This is a genomic window from Tolypothrix sp. VBCCA 56010, assembly GCF_050875635.1.
GTDB lineage: Bacteria > Cyanobacteriota > Cyanobacteriia > Cyanobacteriales > Nostocaceae > Hassallia.
The window spans coordinates 1-20,063 of sequence record NZ_JBPAOH010000102.1; the positions used below are offsets into that span (position 1 = coordinate 1).

Below are 20,063 nucleotides of genomic sequence, written 5' to 3' on the forward strand. Positions count from 1 at the left end.
TCTGGTCGTGGAGGGTTAAAGATGCCGACATCACCCGTTGAAACGATAAAAGAGTAAGAGGATGACATGGTTTGTCCGGGTTTATCCTACGAAATTATAACTGACACAGCAAATTCTAAAACAATCATGGGTAAGCGGGGTCTGACACTAGGTAAATTTGCACCTCTCCACAAAGGTCATCAACTTGTTATTGAAACTGCCTTAGCAGAGATGGATGAAGTAGTTGTGATAATTTACGATTGCCCAGAGGTTACTGAGGTTCCTTTAACAATTCGGGCTAACTGGCTGCGAAAAATTTATCCAACGATTCAGATAATTGAGGCTTGGGACGGTCCAAGCGTTGTTGGAGATACACCTGAGATCAAAAAAAAGCATGAGGATTATATTCTAGGGCGATTGAAATCGCAGAAAATCACTCATTTCTACAGTAGTGAATTTTATGGAAAACATATGAGCGAGGCTTTGGGAGCGATCAATCGGCTTGTGGATTGCGATCGCCAAAAAGTCCCGATCTCAGGAACCGAAGTCAGAAAAGATCCCTTTAAATTTCGGAAATATTTACATCCCCTGGTGTATTGTGACCTCATTACCAATGTAGTTTTCTTAGGTGCCCCTTCAACGGGCAAAACTACGATTGCTTCCCAATTAGCGCAGGAGTACAACACCGTTTGGATGCCAGAATATGGACGTGAGTATTGGGAAACCCATCAGCTCGAACGAAGACTCTCGCTTGAACAACTTGTAGAGATTGCATTTGGGCATCTAGAACGCGAAGAAGCCATGAAGCAACAAGCAAATCACTACTTGTTCACAGATACGAATGCGATTACGACTTATCACTTCTCGCTGTACTATCATAATAGCGTCGCTCCAACTCTGGTAGATTTGGCAAATCAGGCAGCTTTGAGCTACGATTTAGTATTTGTTTGTGAGACAGATATTCCTTATCATGATACCTGGGATCGCTCTGGGGAGACAAATCGAAATATATTTCAGAAAATTATCCTTAGCGATCTAATTCTCCGAAAAGTTCCATTTTTTCAATTGCGAGGCAGCCTAGATACTAGAATTCAAGTTGTAAAAAGAGTTTTATCACAGTACCGGAAATACAGCAATCTTCTGGAATTGTTATCACCCTATACGAATGTTTGAATTTTGGAGCGTAAACAACGTCGCCTTTAGGCTTATAGGATATCCCATGAGCTACATTGAACTCTTGGGAACAATTCTCTACCTATGGTCAGTTTGGCTAATTTCCAAAAGAGAAATACTTACTTGGGCTGTTGGTATCGTTAGTGTGTTACTTTATATGGCACTTTTTTACCAAATTCGCTTGTATTCTGATGCCTTAGAGCAAGTATACTATCTTTTCGTTAGCGTGTATGGCTGGTGGCGATGGAGTACACCCCAACCCGATACGGGCAAGGTATTGGATGTGCGATATTGTCCACATGGCAAATTCCTACTGACTGCGGTAGTTACTATCGTGGTGGCGATCGCTTTGGGTACAGTTATGAGTCGGGTTCATCTGTTACTCCCTACCATCTTTCAACAGCCAGCATCTTATCCATATCTGGATGCAATCACAACAGTTATGAGTTTTACCGCAATGGGACTCATGGCACAAAAGTACATTGAAAGCTGGTATTACTGGATTATAGTTGACATTATCGGAATTGGGCTGTACTACGCTAAAGAAGTTAAATTTATTTCATTGCTTTATGTGATTCTGCTTTTTATGGCAATTAATGGATTGGTTTCTTGGCGCAAGGCAGCTAAAATGCGAAAAGCCTAAGCCTTTTATTTGTTGGGTTTTCACCCTTCGGGTTCGCCAGTTCCCCATCTTGGCTTACAGCCAGATGGGGACTGGACTCACTATCGTTCAACCCAACCGACAACTACTAACCGTTAGCTATCTGTTTAATTTTCGACTTTGTGAAAGCGGGATTAAAGATAGTAGCCAAACCGAATATAGCGATCGCACCTATGCCAAAAAGAGGAGAGGGTTCGGGAATAGATTTCCCAGCAGTATAGCAATTTGCGGGCAAGGAACCTCCATCAGGTACATTGCCATCAAAAATAAATGAGATACCTGTAGTTCTTGTATTTTCTATAAAGGTTTGTGTGGCACCACCTGGGTAGCAAGCTTTAGGAGATTGAGGTCCGGCAACACCGACATAGACATCCAAGCCTGCGGGTAGAGTTACTCTTTCTCTCAATTGCGCTAAATTTGGAGGAGGTCCGAAGTATTGAGCTAGAGCCAACTCTCGAATGGCATCTAATGTAGTTTTACCATTACTACTGTCATAAAAATTAGTTGTTAAAAATCTACCAAAGCGATAAGTATTATCATCATTGTAATAGCGATAATAAGTTGTATCTTGCGTCAGGGTCTGTTTTGTACATTCTGAGTTAAGAAACGACGTAATAATAGTATCTTTATCTGAAACGGAGTCGGGTATCGGACAGGCAGCCGATGCAGGTCTTTGTCCAGCCACAATCACAAAGGGAGAAAGACCGATAAATACCACTCCACCTAACCAAACAGCACAATCCTGCTTTTTCATTAAGATAAATTTTACGTGTAATTTCCTAGAGATTCTATCAAGTTCGTTCCTTTTGTGTCAATCAAAAAGTTGGTAACTGTATTAACACGTTGGTGCAAGATGTGAGTATAAGCACACACGAGTGCTTATACTCACATCTTAACTTCGTTGAAAGCCCTTTGCTGCCGGCTTTTTCCCTTTATCCTTAGACTTAGATTTATTCACATCTGCCAAAGCTTCTTGAAACAAATTATGCAGATGTAAAGGTACACTAGCAATTTCTGGTAACTCTGGCTCAATCGGTTTGTTGAATTCTTGCAAAAGCGGCTTCAAATCACTTGACAAACGAAAATCCGGACGATGTAAATAAGTTTGCAACACCTTTTCTAATTGAGTTGGGTACTGTTCAGCTAACCGATACCAAACGAAAGCATTAATACTTTTATCTTCTAGGAAGTAACGAATTAGTTTTTCTGAACCTTCAATATTTTGCACATCAGCTGATAAAATTGCCTTCATTTTACCGTATGTTGGTAAAAACATTTGTCCCCAACGTGGGTGAGAAAGTGCCGTTACCTGTTCTGCTTTCTTTAGTTCCGCAGGTAAATCAACTTTCGGCATTACCATTTTATTATTGGCAGATTTATTGTTAAATACCTGAGAAACTACTTTGGAGTCAGCACCCAACTCTTCCGCTGCCGCTTTGATTTCCTCTTCGTCAATTCCTGCGGCTTCAGCGGCTTCAGCTAAAGATTTAGAAGTATCAATGCCTGCTTCTGCCAAGCGTTTCTCAGTCATTAACTCTTGGAATTCAACGATTTTTTTATTAAGTTGATATCCCGGCAGTGTGATTTCATCGCTACCAAAAAAGTCAACAAATTCCTGATGATATTTTTCGACTGATAACCAAGCTTCTTCTAATAAATCTGGGGCATCTCCGTAAAGATTATTCTTGTAGTTATCTTTGAAATTACCAATTGCTACTGCTAATTTTGGTTTACCTAATTTACCCAAGAGTGTATAAGAACTAAAAAACATCCATTCAGTATCGCTTAAAGGAGCAATTCGAGTCAGGAAAATTTCTCCTACTTTAAACCGCGACATTTCTTGAATTGTTATTGCATTTGCCTTGACAATATAGTGTTTATCTGTTAGCCAATTTACCAATTCAAAGCCATCAGGTAAAATTTGAACTACAGCAAACAAGCCAATAAAACTCCGATGCCAACTGCGAATCAAGTTGCGTTCTGCATCTGGTAAATCGGGATGACTGTCTAAAAACAAATCAAGCGGTGTTTTATCACCGACTTTCCCCTCTATCGCAAAACTGTCAATGATGAAATCTTGCTGTTTGCTATCACCCGAACCACGACGGGATTGTTCTGCTGCATAGGTTTCCAGCGCTGTTGCAAGTTCGTCTTCTGCGTCAAGGACGAAATCGATTAAGGCTAGTTTTAATTCGTGCGCTCGTAATATTAGATCCACAAGTAAATTTCTCGCTCAAATAGATGTTAAATTATAGCTTGTGAGAGAATTTCCGCAGAAGAGCGATCGCTCTTATTTTGGAGATGCGTTTCATATTTACGAGATAAGATTGCTGCAAATGTGCTAAATTATGCCAATAATGCCCGAAGCGAGATATTCGCTAACAATCTCGCTTGAAAAGTTATTGGTTTTGTGAAAAGTCAAGATTTACTGCGATCGTTCATATAGGTAAATCAACGCTTCGCCAAAAGTTTTGCCATCGGGTCGTGTTACCTCTAAATATGCATTGATAAGATTATCAGGACCACCACCATCTCGATAAATCGAGTAAGTATATCCATTATTCTCAAAAACTAATTGATATGCTGCGTCTTCGTTATTGCTTTTAATTGTAAGACTACTACTACCGTTTTTGGCACGGCTTAAATAATATTTTGGTTGTTTAAGAGTATGTTCTTTAGTACAAATTTCTACTTGATAGTTTGTACTTTCTGCAAAAGCATATAATTCTGAATTAGCAGGACAAGCCTTAAACATTTTGTTTTGCTTAAACTCACGCAGAGTGCGTCGAATAGTCAGCTTACCTGTTTGAGGAAGTGGCGTAGAAAAGTTATAGTCTCGCAGGTAATTAGGATTATCTGCATCTGGTTTAAATTTTGCTTTAGTTTGAGCAACCTCGACTTGATTTCCAGACGAGAAGGAAATTTGATTTTGATTAATATTAGATGCTTGTGACGCACTAGCCGCGAAAGTTACCATCGTCAAAAATAAGCTAGCTCCGAGAAAGTGTAACTTTTCCATTTGTTGAGGTAAACAAGATAAAATTAGTTTATTTAACTTCATCTATAAGATTAACGATTCCGCATTTTCTTGGTTAAAGAGCAAAATTACCCCACGTTAAAAGAGCGATCGCTCTTCTTTACAAGTTATTTACAGTATCAGGATCGACACCAAGCGATGTCTAACGACAAGCCGCTTCGCGTCTACGCAACTGTTCTTTTAACCTTTCCACCTGTAACTCAGCTTGTTTTGCTCGCTCCTCAGCTTGTTTTGCTCGCTCTTGCGCCTGTTCTCGTGCTAAAATTTCCTGCTGTAGCGCTTCTACTAACTCCCCAGGAGCCAATAACTTCTCTCCTGTATCCTGTTTATAAAAAGCAATTAATTGCTCTTCAATCTCTAATCGCAGTTGCAAAGCCTCACTTCGCTTATCTGTAATTAGCTCATACTCTTGTCTAATTAAACGATAACCCCGCAGTTGTTCGGGAATCCACTCTCCTTTAGGGTCAAATAACCAGTACTCCAGTACTCCTAACTGTTCGTAGAGAGTTTTTTTGAAACTTATATCTTGCTCTCTAGTTCCCTGAGAAGTCATTTCAAAAATGACTAATGGTACTTGTCCTTCTTCCCAAATCTTGTAATTATCTCTAGCCCCAAGTGCAACATTATAAATTACCATTACATCTGGAGCCACCCTCAATCGAGGATAACCTTGAGCGTAGTAGAGAAACTGATCTGCCAAAACAATAGCCGATTGTCCTGCAAGATACTGACGCAAGGCAACAACGGTGTTAATTATTGCATCAGCATGAACAGAAGTTTCTGCCAAAGGTTCACCATCCGAACTTGGATAAAAAATATCAGTTGATTCAGATTTGGGTACGAGGCTAGTCATAATTAGCCATTAATTTGAGGGGATAACTGAATGATAAATTTAATCGCGTTTTCTGCAAATATAAGACTTACGTAAAAATTCTCTCTCTTCTCATTCCTCTGTGAACTCTGTGCCTCTGTGGTTCGTTTATTCGATCATACGAAGGTGCGTTACGAGAAGCGCTAACACACCCTACATTATTTCTCAACTTATGATATTTTTAATTATTCCTTGATATTTTCTTTATTTACGTACTTAAGAAAGAATGATAGTATAGATTTATATATTTTTGATTTATATTTAAATTTATTAAAATGAATGATTTACAACGCTGGGAGGAATATGCTCCTGGAGCATATGATGCTATTCGTAATGCTGATGATGTGCAAGAGATTGCTGAGAACACTGGTTGGTTAGAGTTTCGTATTCAACGGATCAAAGATCACCTGTTCTATCGTCAACACGAATTAGATGACGGACTTAGATTATTTGACCCCCATCCAGAGATAGCTGATGCTTGGATTAGGTTGCGCCAAGGTCAACATAACGCTGAGGATTTGCGCCTACTTGAACATGAATACTTTGAATCGCGGTTTGAGGCAATATTCCACACTGATTACCGCACTGCTCATGAGGCAACTGAACGCTCTGGTCGCATATGGAATCCACTAGCACAATTATAGTCTAAGATAATGAGTTAAAACTGAAGTATCAAACACTTGCAGACGACAAATGTATTTATGGCTTTTTATGTATTGATTTTAAAAGAGAAGGAGGATGAGAAGAGCGTTATTTATCGCTTTGGTCCGCACGAAGATCATCTTGGATCTTTGTGGCTAGATAAATCCAGTGGAGAAGTCGAGCAACTTCAGGAAATACCTGTTAATAACTCGCAGGCATTTTACCAAATGGCAGCAACAAAGGTTCGACAACACTGGAAAAAAGGATCGTTCCCTGAAAAGACATGCTGGGCATCCTGAGGCACCCGACAGATTGAAAGCCTATCCACGAACTGCTGAGTATGCGTCTGGATAGGCTCTTCGTGTGGGTGTTGTTCCTTCTCAAAAGTATACTTAAAAGTTCTCGAAGTTAGCGATCGCTTGCTTCATCTTCTCCATCACCTCATCTACAGGTATACTTCCCAACTCCCCTGAAGCGCGTGTACGAATACTTAAGCTGTTACTTTCAACTTCTTTCGCTCCGACTACCGCCATCACGGGTATTTTTTGTTTCTCAGCATTGCGGATGAGTTTACCCAAGCGATCGCCACTCAAATCGACTTCTGCACGGATACTCAAAGCTTGCATTTTTGCTGCTACCTCTTTAGTAAAAGGTAGAAACTCATCACTCACCGGCAACAATCGAGCTTGCACTGGTGCCAACCACAACGGGAAATCTCCCGCGTATTCTTCAATCAAAATACCAATTAGCCGTTCCAAAGAACCAAAAGGCGCACGGTGAATCATTACCGGACGTTTGCGAGAACCATCTTCGGCAACATATTCTAAATCAAAGCGTTCTGGCAAGATATAATCTACTTGCACCGTTCCGAGCTGCCACTCTCTATCCAAAGCATCCTTGACAATAAAATCTAGTTTGGGACCATAAAACGCCGCTTCGCCAATTCCCTCAAAGTGTTCCATCCCCAAAGTTTCCACAGCACGACGAATCGCACTTTCAGCTTTATTCCAAGCTTCTTCGTCACCAATGTACTTATCTGAGGCTGGATCGTGGAAACTGAGACGCGCTTTGAAATTCTGATCTAATTTCAAAGTCTTAATCACTGACAGAATCAAATCCACTACGTTGAGGAATTCGCTGTCTAACTGTTCTGGCGTAACAAATATATGAGCATCATCCTGAGTAAAGCCGCGTACTCTGGTTAAACCGCCTAATTCCCCAGATTGCTCGTAGCGGTAAACGGTACCAAATTCCGCAAGGCGTATCGGTAATTCTCGGTAAGAGTGCAACTCACTCTTATATATTTGAATGTGGAAAGGACAATTCATCGCTTTGAGAACAAAGCCTTGCTCATCTGCTGCGGCTTTCTCATCCTCCGCCATCATCGGAAACAAATCTTCTTTATACTTCTGCCAGTGTCCGGAGACTTTAAATAAATCTACTCTACCGATGTGGGGCGTTACCACAGGTAAATAACCGCGTTTTAGCTGTTGTTGTTGCAGAAAGTCTTGTAGAAGAGTCCGTAATAAAGTTCCTTTGGGTGTCCACAAAGGTAAACCAGGTCCGACTAAATCGGAAAATACAAATAATCCCAGTTCTTTACCTAATTTACGATGATCTCGGCGTTGCGCTTCTTCTTTGCGTCGCTTGTATTCGGCAAGTTGTTCTGGAGTTTCCCAAGCGGTGGCGTAAATGCGTTGTAATTGCGCTTTGGTTTCATCTCCACGCCAATAAGCGCCGGCAACGCTTTCTAATTCGATCGCTTTCGGATTTAAATCGGCGGTGTTTTCTACATGAGGTCCCGCGCACAAATCCCACCATTCATTCCCCAGGTGGTAAATTGTGATTGGTTCGGATTTAATATCTTGGAGAATTTCTAACTTGTAAGGTTCGTTAATTTTCTGAATTCGGCTTTCGGCTTCTTCGCGGCTAACTTCTTCGCGAATTACGGGAATTTTCCGATTGATGATTTTCACCATCTCTTTCTGGATGGCTTTCAAATCTTTGTCGGTAAATGGTTCGGGACTGTCAAAATCGTAATAAAAGCCGTTTTCAATCCAAGGACCAATTGTAACTTGCGCTTTGGGAAACAGCTTTTGTACTGCCATTGCCATCACATGAGAAGCTGTGTGGCGGATCTTTTGCAAATTTTCCGATTCGCTGCTACGCGGTAAGTACATTTTTTCGAGTTGTTCTGCTTGGTTGGAAGATGATTGTGGCGACATCGGCTGTTGAACCATTGGCTAAGTAATTATATGATGACTTGCGATCGCTCAAGTTGACAAAACTATACCCAAATATAACAAGGGCTACTTTCTGTTGCTTTGTCAGGTTTCAAGCTATCACGACGGCTCAATTTCCTTTTTGATGCTCTTTGACATCAAAAGAGCGATTAGTTACTTTGCCGCACCGCAATAGTTGCACGTTAACTGTAATATAAATTATTTTTATTTTATAGATTTCTTTAATTTATTTAGTAGTATTAAATATATCTTTCAAATTAGCGCTTTCAGTTGATCTCTGCAAATTCTGAAAGATAATTTTTTTTACTGGTATGATTAGCTGTTTTCATAATTTATATCAAAACCCTTCTATCATATCATATTTATCATAATTCAACTTGAATATAAATTTTTTATTAAGCTGCATCTATCTTAATGCTGCAAGTACAGCTATATCTATCGGAACTGTACAAACATGCGGTGTAGCTTATATAATTAAATTGTAACGTTTTTTACAGAATTCTAACTATTTCTGTCTTGGGACAGAAATAAGAAAAATGTTAATAAATGTAAATAACGTTAATATTAGTAAGCAAGTTAGAAATATGCCTCTGATTTATGCGAGACTCAAACTTACCAGAGCCAGAGTTGTTGAAGACGGTATTGCAGCCGTTGTTGGAAGATTTTCAGTATTGGTTTACGCGATCGCGTGAATTACTGGAAACTGAGCAGCTCTCATTTATGAGTCACCAGGAGCAATCGGATCTACTGTTGCGAGTCAAGCAGGCTCAAGACAAAGTGAACACGGCGAAAATGCTGTTTGCTGCAACTGATGGACAAGTCGGCATTGAGATGGAAACCTTAATGCCTTGGCATAAATTAGTTACAGAATGTTGGCAAGTGGCGATGCGCTTCCGTCAAGATCGAGAAGTTTAATGTTTTTTAGATGAGAACTTTGCTAAACTGCTTGGCAATAGCAAAACGGTATATAAGTCGAAGAGATACTACAAAATCGTTCAAATCCTTTGAATTAAGAAAATATTGTATTTTATGATACTTAACATTGACTGACAGTTAAAAAAATTGTCTCACATCGACATAAGCGCACACTTATGTCCGTTAAGTATTCGCTTTACCCTGGAGTCCCAGTATCGGCAAAACAAAGTAGGGGTGGGGTTTCCCCACCCAAAACAAAGTAGGGGTGGGGTTTCCCCGCCCAAAACGACAACATAAATTTTTAAAACCGCAGCACCTAGAGGAAAAACCGATGTTACACCTACTTTACATTCTTGCTTTTACCATCCTTGCTTTTATAGCCGTTGCCAACTTAATTCGCAACCTGGTGATGTTCAGTTTTGACACAGATAGAACTTATTCCAGGTCGTCAATGGGGCAGGGAAACTCGGCATATATGTCATCAAGAAAACAATTTATACCTCATCCAGAGTTATTAGACAGTTCCGGAAATTTAATTAAAGAACCTCTATTGGTAATGCGTTCAGTCAACGTTGAAGATGCTCGCCAACAATTAGACGCTCTTTATGAAGCTTCTCCAGGACAAAAGAGTGAGAAGGAAGAAGGTTAAATAGTTAGGTAGAGACGCTCCTGAACCAAAGCGTCTGTACTTGTAGAGACGCGATATATCGCGTCTGTACTAAATTACGCTTCGATAACTACGCGGAGATTACCGCGTTTTTTGGCGACGCGACAAGCAGTGGTGTTACCAGAGCGTTCAAATTCTAAATCGAGAACGGTACCACCAACGCGCAAATTGTGGAACGACAAACGATTAATCGACTCTGGCAAAGCGGGGTCAATGATTCGCAAGCAGTTATTTTGAGCATCAGGCACCAAGTTGACCATCATTTGCAGTAATTGAAAGATACTGCCAGTAGCCCAAGCTTGAGGAGTACAAGCGACAGGATATTGCACGGGTGCGTTATCACCGTTACGTTCATAGCCGCATAAAAGTTCTGGGGGACGGTGGTAGGGCTGCTGGCTAGTCATATCGATCAAGCCTTGGTACAATTCTAAAGCTTGATCGATTAAACCAAGCGATCGCAAACCCATTGCAATGAACGCATTGTCGTGGGGCCAAACTGAACCAATATGATACCCCATCGGATTGTAAGCTGGTGACAAACTACTTAGGGTGCGAATGCCCCAACCATTAAACATATCCGGTGCCCGCAACCGCTCTGCCACACTATAAGCTTTTTCTGGGGTGAAAATGCCTAAAAGCAGACAATGACCGGGATTTGAGGTAATGCTATCTACATGCTTACCGTCTCCATCCAAAGCAAGAGCGCAGAAATCTTCGTCTTCCATCCAGAAATCTCGATTGAAACGAACTTTCAGGTTTCTTGCTTCTTCTTGCCAGCGGTCAGCCAAATCAAGCCGCTTTTTCATCCTGGCAATTTCTGCCAGACGCATTTTCGCAGCGTACACATAAGCTTGCACTTCACAAAGGGCAATTGGTCCGCTTGCTAATTCTCCCTTGCGGTCTACAATACAATCACCAGAATCTTTCCAGCCTTGGTTAGCAAGACCGCGTTTAGATTTACAATAGTAGCTCAAGTAGCTAGTTTCTTTAGTATTGCGATCGATCCACTCCATTGCTGCTAGAGCGTGTGACCAAAGTTGCTCTAAAGTTTCTTGATCGTGAGTCCAAGTGTAGTATTCAGCATACAACATCAGCCACAGAGGAGTAGCATCAACAGTACCGTAATACGGCGTGTGGGGAATTTCTTGACAACGCGCCATTTCTCCCAATCGCAACTCGTGTAAAATCTTACCCGGTTCCTCTTCACGCCAATCATCTTCACTTTTACCTTGGTACGCGGCTAAAAGAAAAAGAGTTTCTTTGGCGATTTGCGGATTTAACATTAAGCTTTGGTAAGCTGTAATCAGCGAATCCCGCCCAAATAGTGAAGAAAACCACGGCACACCGGCGGAAACAGTTTTATGCTTGCCAAAAGACTGCCGTAACAAATACATATCTTGTTCCGCTCGTTCGATGACTCGATTAAACAAGCTTTTATCCGAGCGAATTCGGGTAATTTGTTGTCCCCAGTGCTGCTCTTCCATCACCTCAGCGGCTTTTGCTTGCCCTAGGGTGGCAGGGGCACTTACAGTAGAGCTAGATTTGTTGTTTGTTAACATGTTGACCCGATAACCCAGTTTTTGGGTTTCGTGGGAAGCCAATTCAAACCGCCAAACCGCCGTGTAACCTTTGAAATAATCGGGAATTCGATGCTGGAATTGAATGCGCGATTCCATGATTGAGCCATCTAGACCTTGATAGGCTAGTGTCAACATTTCTGGTGTGGCTGTTGTCTGTATCGGCGAAACGCCATCATTTGTTAGTATTGCTTCCTCAGTTGTTGGGTCTACTAGGCGCAAAAGTTTACCGCGTTTCTGTCTGTCATAGCCCCGCACTTCAAATAAATCGACAAAATCCGCATCAAAGCTGATAGTTAGTTCAAAAGTAACGGTAGTTGTGCTATAATTAGCCACTTCTATTTCTTCAAATAGTGCGCCGTTGAGGACAAGTTCGCGGCGAATTCCTACAGTGTCGGCATTTAGGCGATCATCAATTCTGGGATTTGTACACAAAACTGAAAGTGAAAATCCTTTGTCAGCGGTACTGCTGAGGAGAACAGGCGATCGCCCTTCAATCTGCAACTCCAATCGGCTGAGAAATCTCGTATCAGAGCAAAACAGTCCCATACTCGGGTTGCTATCGTTGAGCGAACAACCAGATATATTGCCGATAGTGTCTGTGACGAAAAATAAATCATCATCTTTAACAGTAAGTGTCGGTTGTGGTCTTTGCGTTACTACACAAGCCCACTCTGGGATAGGTATTTGTTCGGCATGTACAAAAGTTTTTCCGTCTAGCGAAATTTTATCAGCGAAGAACTGCTTATCCGGTGTCATTAGGCAAATTTCCGTGTACAGGTTTATGTGGTGGTTCTAGCAGCGTCTGCAAAAAAGACGCTTTCAAAATTTATTTGAGCCATTGAGCAAAAATGATACTCATATACGGCAGACAAAAGGACATGCACAAAAGCTATATCATTAAATCTTTATAATTGTATATTTTTTAAAATTTTTGTAAAGGCAAATCTCAAGCGAAAAAATAAGAATTTTTACTTAATTTATGAAAGGCTGTAACTGAGAAAACATAAGGAACAGAGACTATTTAGCCTGCGTTGAAAATTAACGGCTTTTGCTCTCGGTTCGGCGATCCGGATTGCATGAAGCTTTTTTTATATTCATTGATGTTTTGACACTCCCCTGGCTACGTGAACCCAAGCGCAAAGCGCTCATTCCCGTAAAAAGCCAGGGGATTCTTGGTTCCCTGACTCGCCATTAGACAGCAGGCTCGCGCCAACCGCCCAAGAGGGCAAATCTCCCCAAGCGTAAGTTCCCGTGTGCCCCACGGTACTGAGTCCTAATTTTAAGATGTTGATGGATGCATTCATGTCTCTGTCCGCCACATAGCCGCAATGAGGGCAAACATGAGTTCTGGTGGACAAAGACTTTTTAACTTTATTACCACAGTTAGAACAATTTTGGCTTGTATTGTAAGGAGGAACAGCAACTGTTACCTTCCCGTACTTGTGTCCAAAATATTCTAACCAAGCTCGAAAAGTTGACCAGCCAACATCAGATATTGACTTAGCTAGATGTCGATTACGTAGCAAGCCCTTCACATTTAAGTCTTCATAAGCTACCAAATCGTTAGATTGGATGACGGAGTATGCCAGTCTCTTGCAATACTCTTTTCGTTGCCTACTTACTCTCAGATGCTTACGGGCATATCGATTTCTAGCTTTTTGGTAGTTGGTTGATTGTGGTTTTTTGGCTTTCTTCCTGGCTTTATCGTACTTCTTGGACTTTTTACGATTAGCGCGGTTTAACTGTTTCTCAGACTTACGGTAAAACTTGGGTGATGGTTCTACATTGCCTTTGTTATCAGCAATGAAGTACTTTAAACCCAAGTCAATACCTACTACTTGCCCTGTCGGTAAGCCACTGCGTTGCGCGGGTTCCCCGCGTTGTAGCATGTGGCGTTGTGTCTCAACTTTCAGGTCAATATCAATCGCAAATTGAACGTAGTACCCGTCAGCACGACGTACTAAACGGACACGCTTAATCTGTTTGATGTCGTAATAGTTAAGGTCATAGGTTCCCTTTAATTTCAAGGTTCCTATTCCCTTTTTGTCCCTAAAGGTTATGGTTTTGCTATTATTTGAAAGTGCCCAGCCGCTGGTCTTGTATTCAACGGAACGGCAGTACTTTTTGAATTTCGGAAAACCTTTTTTACCCTTAACTTTTTTCTTGCAGTTATCGTAAAACCGAGCTATCGCGCTCCAAGCACGTTCAGCCGCAGATTGTCTAGCCATTGAATTGAGTTCATCAGCAATCATGAATTCCGTAGCCAGTACAGCGCAATGTTTGTTCAAAGCGTACTTGTCAACTTTCTTGTCCTTGTTATCCATCCAGTAGCGTAAACATTTGTTCTGGATGAATTGCGAAGTACGAATGGCATCATCAATTGCCTTATACTGCTTATCTTTTCCTTTGCATTTAAACTCGTAAATTATCATTTGGCTCGACCAACCAAATACATTTTTATGCTAGCATAAATAGCATAAACTGTGTGAAAATACCAAAAAGATAGCAACACGGCGCTTGATTAATCCTGCCTGAAAGTGGTTTTCATCCCTTGGCTAAAGCCGAAGGGTTTTCAACCTACCCCCTTATAACAAAAAATCCGAAAATTGTCTGCTTTGTGGCGAAAAATCCGATTTTTGATTTATTTCTGAATTGGGAATTTGCGATCGCTTTATCTGTTAGAAGCTAATTTATCAGCAATGCGAGTAGTTTCTGGCAGTCGATATTTTGGCGTGCAGCGCAATACATAGTCAATAGCCGTTGGTAGACTAACGCGATGACCGCTGGAGATATATAGTGGTTTGACTTTGGTGCGCGATCGCAAAACGGCGCCAATCGTTTCACCCTTATGTATAAGTGGTTGCCAACTGCCTCTTGTTTCTGGTAATATTTCATGCTTGCCAACCAGCAAGGATTTTGCTACACCAATTGTCGGTATATCCACAAGTACACCCAAATGACAAGCTATGCCAAATCTGCGAGGATGGGCAATTCCCTGACCATCGCAGAGAATAATGTCTGGTATTGTAGTAATCTTTTCTAAAGCGTCGAGTACAGCCGGAATTTCGCGAAATGAGAGGAAACCAGGAATGTAAGGAAATGTTGTCGGACGATACGCTAAACTTGTCTCGATCACCTGCAAATCGGGAAAACTGAGTACCGCTACTGCTGCCCGACTAATTGTCCCGTCTGCTTCAAAACCCATGTCTACCCCAGCAACATACTGAACTGGTTCTTTAAATTTATCTTCGGTAATTACCTCAGCTTGCAGCTGTTCTTGGATAGCTATAGCTTCAGAGAGTGTTAGTTGCCAAGCATGACGTTGATAAATTTTCATGTTTAAATAAGTTTGAGTTTAAAGTTTTTTCCGAAATCGTTATCCGCAAGAGTGTTTTTACTGATGTTACTGATGGAAAAATCTTTTTCGCCTGACACTAAAGCAAAACTATATCACTCAATTTAGCAGAGAAAATATGGAAAGTTTGAGAAACAATAATACTAATAATCATCATCACGCATTGTACCTTGTCGGCGGAATAGTTTTATTAGTTTTAGCAATTATTTTTCGTCCCTTTAGCATCGTGAATGCAGGTGAACGAGGAGTTGTGATGCAATTTGGCAAAGTTCAAGATAGAGTTTTTGATGAAGGTATTCACCCGATTACACCAATTGTCACATCAGTGAAAAACATCAGCATTCGCATTCAAAATAGTAGTTTGAAAGCTGATGCTACTTCCAAAGACCTTCAGAAAATGACAGCAGAAATCGCTGTTAACTGGAACATTGACCCGACGCGAGTAAATAAAGTTTATCAAAAAATTGGAGATGAGCAACAAATCATTACAACAATCATCGCTCCCGCTGTTTCCGAAGTTTTGAAAGCAGCAATTTCTCAAAAAACCACAGAAGAAATTATTACCGAAAGGGCGGAAATAAAAGCAGAACTTGATACACAACTTAAAAATCGTCTAGCGCCTTATGGTGTAATTGTCGATGATGTATCTATAATAAATTTCGCTTTCCCAGAAGAGTTTAGCAAAGCTGTGGAAGCCAGACAAATAGCAGAACAACAAGCTAGACTTGCAGAATTTAATGCTGATAAAGCAGCACAAGAAGCTCAAGCAAATATCAACCGCGCTAAGGGAGAAGCAGAAGCGCAAAAATTACAAGAAAAAACATTAACACCAGCATTTTTACAGAAGCAAGCGATAGAAAAATGGGATGGTAAGTTTCCGATGGTGATGACTGGTGATGGTAAATTACCAATGATTAATATTACAACTGCTACTTCGACTAATAATGCTACTATGTCTTCGCAGCAAAAACAGAAATAAGACGTACAGATGCAAATAATTTTACCCTCACCCCTCTCCTTGCATTGGAAAGGGGTAATAGAATTGTCACGTTAATGCTAGAGAATTAGGCAACAAAGAATCCAATAAAGTATCAATACTGCTATCAGATAAATTTGGTATAGATAGCACGCGATCGCCTTTGGTAAAGTCCCGTTTTATTGACTGTCTATAGGTAGGGTCATAGTGGTATTGCAATATATCTTGCACAAATGATTCCCAATTTCCGGTGTCAATTAATTGATACCACTGACATAATTTATCCCAACCATAACGAGACTTAAACTTTTCCAGCCTCCATTTTAAAATATCGGCACGATCCACGAAATGCGGATATTCTTCTAAGAGAAATTTTACTCTAGCAGCTATCGGTATTTGAATTTCTACACAGTTAGCCTGTTTCATTTTTTCCCATAAAAATTGGGGTAAATAAATATTGCCAATTTTTTGGCTTTCTGATTCTACCCACACTGGTTGATGCGGATTAAAGTTTTGTAACTGTTCTAGTAGCAAAGATTCAAAGTATTTTTGTGAAGGTTGAGGCGAAACTTTTCCTTGCCATTCTTCCCCCAGCAGAGAACCGCGATGGTTGGCTAAAGCTTCTAAATCTAAAACTTGAGCGCCACGAGTTAAGCGCATCTGCTGTAAGATACGTGTTTTACCACTACCAGTAAGACCGCACAGTACCTGATAAGTAAATTTTTGTGGCAAATCTTCGATTTGCTGGCGGACATAGGCGCGATAAGTTTTGTAACCACCTTCGAGTAATGTGACTCGCCAACCAATTTGCGATAGCACCGAAGCCATGCTACCAGAACGCTGTCCACCGCGCCAGCAGTAGACTAGAGGACGGTAGTTTTTATCTTTTGTGGCAAAGTATTCTGTTAGATGTTGGGAGATGTTTTTTGATACTAAAGCAGCCCCGATTTTCCGAGCGGTGAAGGGGTTGATTTGTTTATATATCGTTCCCACTTCAGCACGTTCGTCATCATTCAGCACTGGTAAATTGATTGCTTTGGGGATGTGGTCTTCGGCAAATTCGCTCTTTGAACGAACATCAATTATTTCACTATAAGATTCAGACCAAGGCTGTTGGGTATATGTAGGTGAAGGTGTCATTGCAGTCAAACCTATCTTTCTCAATTGTGGCACTCCCATAACTTTTAAGCGGGATGATGGGATATGGCGAATGAGTGCAATTGTAAAGAAAGCTGCGATTGATTGGTTGTTGGGCGAGAGGTATTATTTAATCGTTTATGTGAGATTTTTAGTTTGTTATGATACAGCCGAATAGACGTGAAAATGGCGATGTCTAAGCTGACTCGCGCGCGATCGCATCGCTTGAATTTACCTAACCATTAATTTAAATGAAGCGGAGGATGTGTCATATGAAAAAGTTTGGATTACCTATATGGTTTCCTTATCCTAATTCCTGGTTAAGTGCTTTAATGTTATTTGTGCTGATGACTGCATTTGTCAATACTATTAGACGCAATAGTGAATTGTTGTTGAATCTGGCTAGATGGTCAAACAGACCGGAACAATTTATCATCTGGCTGATTTTGTTACTTATACTACCAATTCCGGCGATCGCCTTTTTGCATCACTTTTTTCTCAGTCGCTTTATTTCCGCAATTCCCGGCGAAAAAATCAGCAAAATTCAAGGTTTTGTTCCAGGAATAATCAGTTGGTGGGAAAGTTTATATAGTTGGCTTGTATTATTGTTGTCAACTTTAGCCGCAACGTTGTTTTGTACCCCTTTTCTACCTTTATTTAATCTCAGCTACGAGAAAATCATTACCAACTACAGTTTCATTGACAGAAACATACAAACAATCTTTGCTGTAGTGTGGCTGATTAATGCGGCTTTAATTTACCAGATTGGGTATTTATTTAAGTGTCGCTTGGTTTATGGTGATTCTGTTGATAATACAGCAGAAAATACCAAGTTGGATGCATCTTCCCAAATTGAGACTGATAGCACGGGAGATGAAACTATTTCAACCCAGATGCAAACAACTGAAGAGTTACCAGCTAAAAAGCCAACTTTTTTGAGCTTTATTGCCAAGCATGGTAAATCACCAAAGAGAATATTTACAATTATTTTGATTCCTTTGGTGGCTGCATGGATATATTTGTTTGCCAAATTACCAGAAGTTCAACAAACTGCGAATTTAGCAGAACAATTTAGATTATCGGTGTCTTCGGAAGCTACACCAGTTAATGCTAAATCTCTTGAGGATGATACTTTTGAGAAAGGACTTAGCAAAGGTAAAAGTGCAGCAAAACTAGCTAGGGTTGCAGAATCTCAAGATGAATGGAAGATGGTTGAGAATATGTGGAAAGAAGCGATATTTTTGATGAATTCTGTGCCATCTTCAAGTCCTGATTATGCATTGTCTCAGCAAAAAGTTACACAGTATCAGGTTTATTTGGATTTTGCAAAGCAAAGCGCTGGAAGTAAGTAACATTTATTTCCCGACGATTAAAATCGCGGCTATAAGAACGAAGTCCGCCTGCGCGGACTTCCAGACTTTTGAGTGAATATACGTAATAAAGGGTGTGATTAACTAAAAATATAGACAATGTTAATCGCGTCTTTAAAATGGGAATCCTGAGAATGGAGAATTAATTTTCAGGTTTTCACTTTTATTGGTTATGACACAGCCGAATATGCCTAAGCTTGGTAAGCAAAAGCTGCAAAAGTTCCAATGGTCTGCATGGTTTCCTTACCCTAGTTCGTTATTCAGGGCGATTATTTTAGTTCCGATAGCTTTTCCTGGCGCACGTTTAATAGTCTTTGGATTTGGACTAGCTATTATATCTGCTATAGGAAACAGCCTTGCTCTATTTATATTGTCTGTGGTATTTGGCTTATTAATACCAACTATTATTTTATCATTTATTTATCACTTTTTCTGGTTTATTTGGCAGCAGCAACATTCATCAAATAGTTTACCTAAATGGATACCTCGTTTAAAAAGCTTATGGGAAGGTTGCTATGCCACAGTTGTAATGGGATTATCATTTCTGTTAATTATAGCTATTTTTGCTGGATTAGGTTTTTTAAGTTGTAAATTCTCATATGAAACAGCAGAACAAATAAATAGATGTGCAGGAAGTATAACTGGACGGGCTTTTAAAATAATTTTTAACAGAATTGAAAAGAATGATTTCGTAAGTAAACCTTGGTTTGCAATTTGGTTTGTTAGTGCGGTATATCTTTACCAAGCTGAGTACTTAGTTAGAAAACGTTTAATTCCCCACCTAAAATATAAATTGCAAAAATATCAATCAAAACGTAAGGCTTATAGAGATGATAGAGATGTAGAGCTTGATAGATTGCGAGGGGATATGGGTTTAACAGTAATGAAAAAAGGAAGAACAAAGCCATTACATACAATACCAGATGAACACAGTCAAAGAAAAACTCAAAATTTCGCTAAAAAACTGTTGCTAATTCTTTTTATTCCCTTAATTGCTATAATAATATATTTATTTTCCAAATTACCAGAACTTATGAGGTATCAGCTTCAACAAAAAGTAGTTTCTAGAAATGGTGTTGTCACACCTTCTCCAGTAAATTCTCAAGTACCTGCTTTATCGCTTCAATCTGATACTTTTAGAGAGGGTGTAAATAAAGCAATTAGTGCAGCAAATTTAACCCAATTAGCTAAATCTCAAGATGAATGGAAGGCAGTTGAAAGTAAGTGGCAAGAAGCAATAACACTCATGAATGCTGTTTCATCTGACAGCCATAATTATGCAGTAGCCCAGCAAAAAATTGTAGAGTATCAGCGTAATCTAAGTTACGCTCAAAAAAATGCTGTAGGTGGTAAGTAAGCTATTCGCTCTTTTTCCTCAGCTAAAAAAAACAAGTGCGATCGCTCTTACTCTGGGCTATTGTTGTGCAAGGCGGTATTCCTAGTACAAAATCAAATAT

Annotated in this window: 18 protein-coding genes; 9 read left to right on the top strand and 9 right to left on the bottom strand. The window is 40.2% G+C overall.

Annotated features, from left to right (window positions below; all coding sequences use genetic code 11):
• Window positions 1–66: 66 nt before the first annotated feature.
• Window positions 67–1,152, top strand: coding sequence for an AAA family ATPase (locus tag AABK37_RS27430; protein WP_432554669.1), 1,086 nt, complete (start codon window positions 67–69; stop codon window positions 1,150–1,152).
• A gap of 46 nt (window positions 1,153–1,198) precedes the next feature.
• A complete protein-coding gene (pnuC, locus tag AABK37_RS27435) occupies window positions 1,199–1,795 on the top strand; it encodes a nicotinamide riboside transporter PnuC (protein ID WP_432554670.1) in 597 nt (198 codons plus the stop codon).
• Window positions 1,796–1,901: 106 nt separating this feature from the next.
• Here the strand turns inward: pnuC and AABK37_RS27440 are convergent, their stop codons facing one another.
• The 4 genes from AABK37_RS27440 to AABK37_RS27455 form a co-directional block, all read right to left on the bottom strand.
• Window positions 1,902–2,567 (bottom strand): hypothetical protein, encoded by a 666-nt coding sequence (locus AABK37_RS27440; protein WP_432554671.1) that lies wholly within the window; start codon window positions 2,565–2,567, stop codon window positions 1,902–1,904.
• A 138-nt stretch (window positions 2,568–2,705) separates the two neighbouring features.
• Window positions 2,706–4,031, bottom strand: coding sequence for a hypothetical protein (locus tag AABK37_RS27445; RefSeq protein WP_432554672.1), 1,326 nt, complete (start codon window positions 4,029–4,031; stop codon window positions 2,706–2,708).
• A 207-nt stretch (window positions 4,032–4,238) separates the two neighbouring features.
• Window positions 4,239–4,874, bottom strand: coding sequence for a hypothetical protein (locus AABK37_RS27450; protein WP_432554673.1), 636 nt, complete (start codon window positions 4,872–4,874; stop codon window positions 4,239–4,241).
• Between the two features lie 118 nt (window positions 4,875–4,992).
• A complete protein-coding gene (locus AABK37_RS27455; RefSeq protein ID WP_432554674.1) occupies window positions 4,993–5,703 on the bottom strand; it encodes a Uma2 family endonuclease in 711 nt (236 codons plus the stop codon).
• Between the two features lie 293 nt (window positions 5,704–5,996).
• On the opposite strand from AABK37_RS27455, the gene AABK37_RS27460 reads away from it, so the two are divergent.
• A complete protein-coding gene (locus AABK37_RS27460; protein WP_432554675.1) occupies window positions 5,997–6,365 on the top strand; it encodes a hypothetical protein in 369 nt (122 codons plus the stop codon).
• Between the two features lie 57 nt (window positions 6,366–6,422).
• Window positions 6,423–6,662, top strand: coding sequence for a hypothetical protein (locus AABK37_RS27465; protein ID WP_432554676.1), 240 nt, complete (start codon window positions 6,423–6,425; stop codon window positions 6,660–6,662).
• A gap of 93 nt (window positions 6,663–6,755) precedes the next feature.
• Here AABK37_RS27465 and thrS read toward each other — a convergent pair whose 3' ends face one another.
• A complete protein-coding gene (gene thrS, locus AABK37_RS27470; RefSeq protein ID WP_432554677.1) occupies window positions 6,756–8,603 on the bottom strand; it encodes a threonine--tRNA ligase in 1,848 nt (615 codons plus the stop codon).
• 600 nt (window positions 8,604–9,203) lie between these two features.
• Between thrS and AABK37_RS27475 the strand changes: the two genes are divergently transcribed.
• The gene (locus tag AABK37_RS27475) at window positions 9,204–9,521 is read left to right on the top strand and encodes a DUF2605 domain-containing protein (protein WP_432554678.1); all 318 of its coding nucleotides are present in this window, start codon (window positions 9,204–9,206) and stop codon (window positions 9,519–9,521) included.
• Window positions 9,522–9,852: 331 nt separating this feature from the next.
• A complete protein-coding gene (locus tag AABK37_RS27480) occupies window positions 9,853–10,170 on the top strand; it encodes a DUF2973 domain-containing protein (RefSeq protein WP_039753035.1) in 318 nt (105 codons plus the stop codon).
• 74 nt (window positions 10,171–10,244) lie between these two features.
• Here AABK37_RS27480 and AABK37_RS27485 read toward each other — a convergent pair whose 3' ends face one another.
• From AABK37_RS27485 to nfi, 3 genes are all read right to left on the bottom strand, one after another.
• Window positions 10,245–12,524, bottom strand: a complete 2,280-nt coding sequence (locus tag AABK37_RS27485; RefSeq protein WP_432554679.1) for an amylo-alpha-1,6-glucosidase — start codon at window positions 12,522–12,524, stop codon at window positions 10,245–10,247.
• A 389-nt stretch (window positions 12,525–12,913) separates the two neighbouring features.
• On the bottom strand, window positions 12,914–14,200 hold the full coding sequence (locus AABK37_RS27490) for an RNA-guided endonuclease InsQ/TnpB family protein (RefSeq protein ID WP_432554680.1): 1,287 nt from the start codon (window positions 14,198–14,200) through the stop codon (window positions 12,914–12,916).
• Window positions 14,201–14,439: 239 nt separating this feature from the next.
• Complete coding sequence (gene nfi, locus AABK37_RS27495) at window positions 14,440–15,105, bottom strand: deoxyribonuclease V (protein ID WP_039753033.1); 666 nt, start codon at window positions 15,103–15,105, stop codon at window positions 14,440–14,442.
• Between the two features lie 136 nt (window positions 15,106–15,241).
• On the opposite strand from nfi, the gene AABK37_RS27500 reads away from it, so the two are divergent.
• Window positions 15,242–16,102, top strand: coding sequence for a prohibitin family protein (locus AABK37_RS27500; protein ID WP_432554681.1), 861 nt, complete (start codon window positions 15,242–15,244; stop codon window positions 16,100–16,102).
• A gap of 66 nt (window positions 16,103–16,168) precedes the next feature.
• Here AABK37_RS27500 and mnmH read toward each other — a convergent pair whose 3' ends face one another.
• Window positions 16,169–17,239 carry a tRNA 2-selenouridine(34) synthase MnmH gene (mnmH, locus tag AABK37_RS27505; protein WP_432554696.1) on the bottom strand — a complete coding sequence of 357 codons (1,071 nt, stop codon included), beginning with the start codon at window positions 17,237–17,239 and terminating at the stop codon, window positions 16,169–16,171.
• Window positions 17,240–17,508: 269 nt separating this feature from the next.
• Here mnmH and AABK37_RS27510 point away from each other — a divergent pair, with 269 nt between their 5' ends.
• Window positions 17,509–18,588, top strand: coding sequence for a hypothetical protein (locus tag AABK37_RS27510; RefSeq protein WP_432554682.1), 1,080 nt, complete (start codon window positions 17,509–17,511; stop codon window positions 18,586–18,588).
• Between the two features lie 190 nt (window positions 18,589–18,778).
• Window positions 18,779–19,963, top strand: coding sequence for a hypothetical protein (locus tag AABK37_RS27515; protein ID WP_432554683.1), 1,185 nt, complete (start codon window positions 18,779–18,781; stop codon window positions 19,961–19,963).
• The last annotated feature ends 100 nt before the right edge of the window (window positions 19,964–20,063 follow it).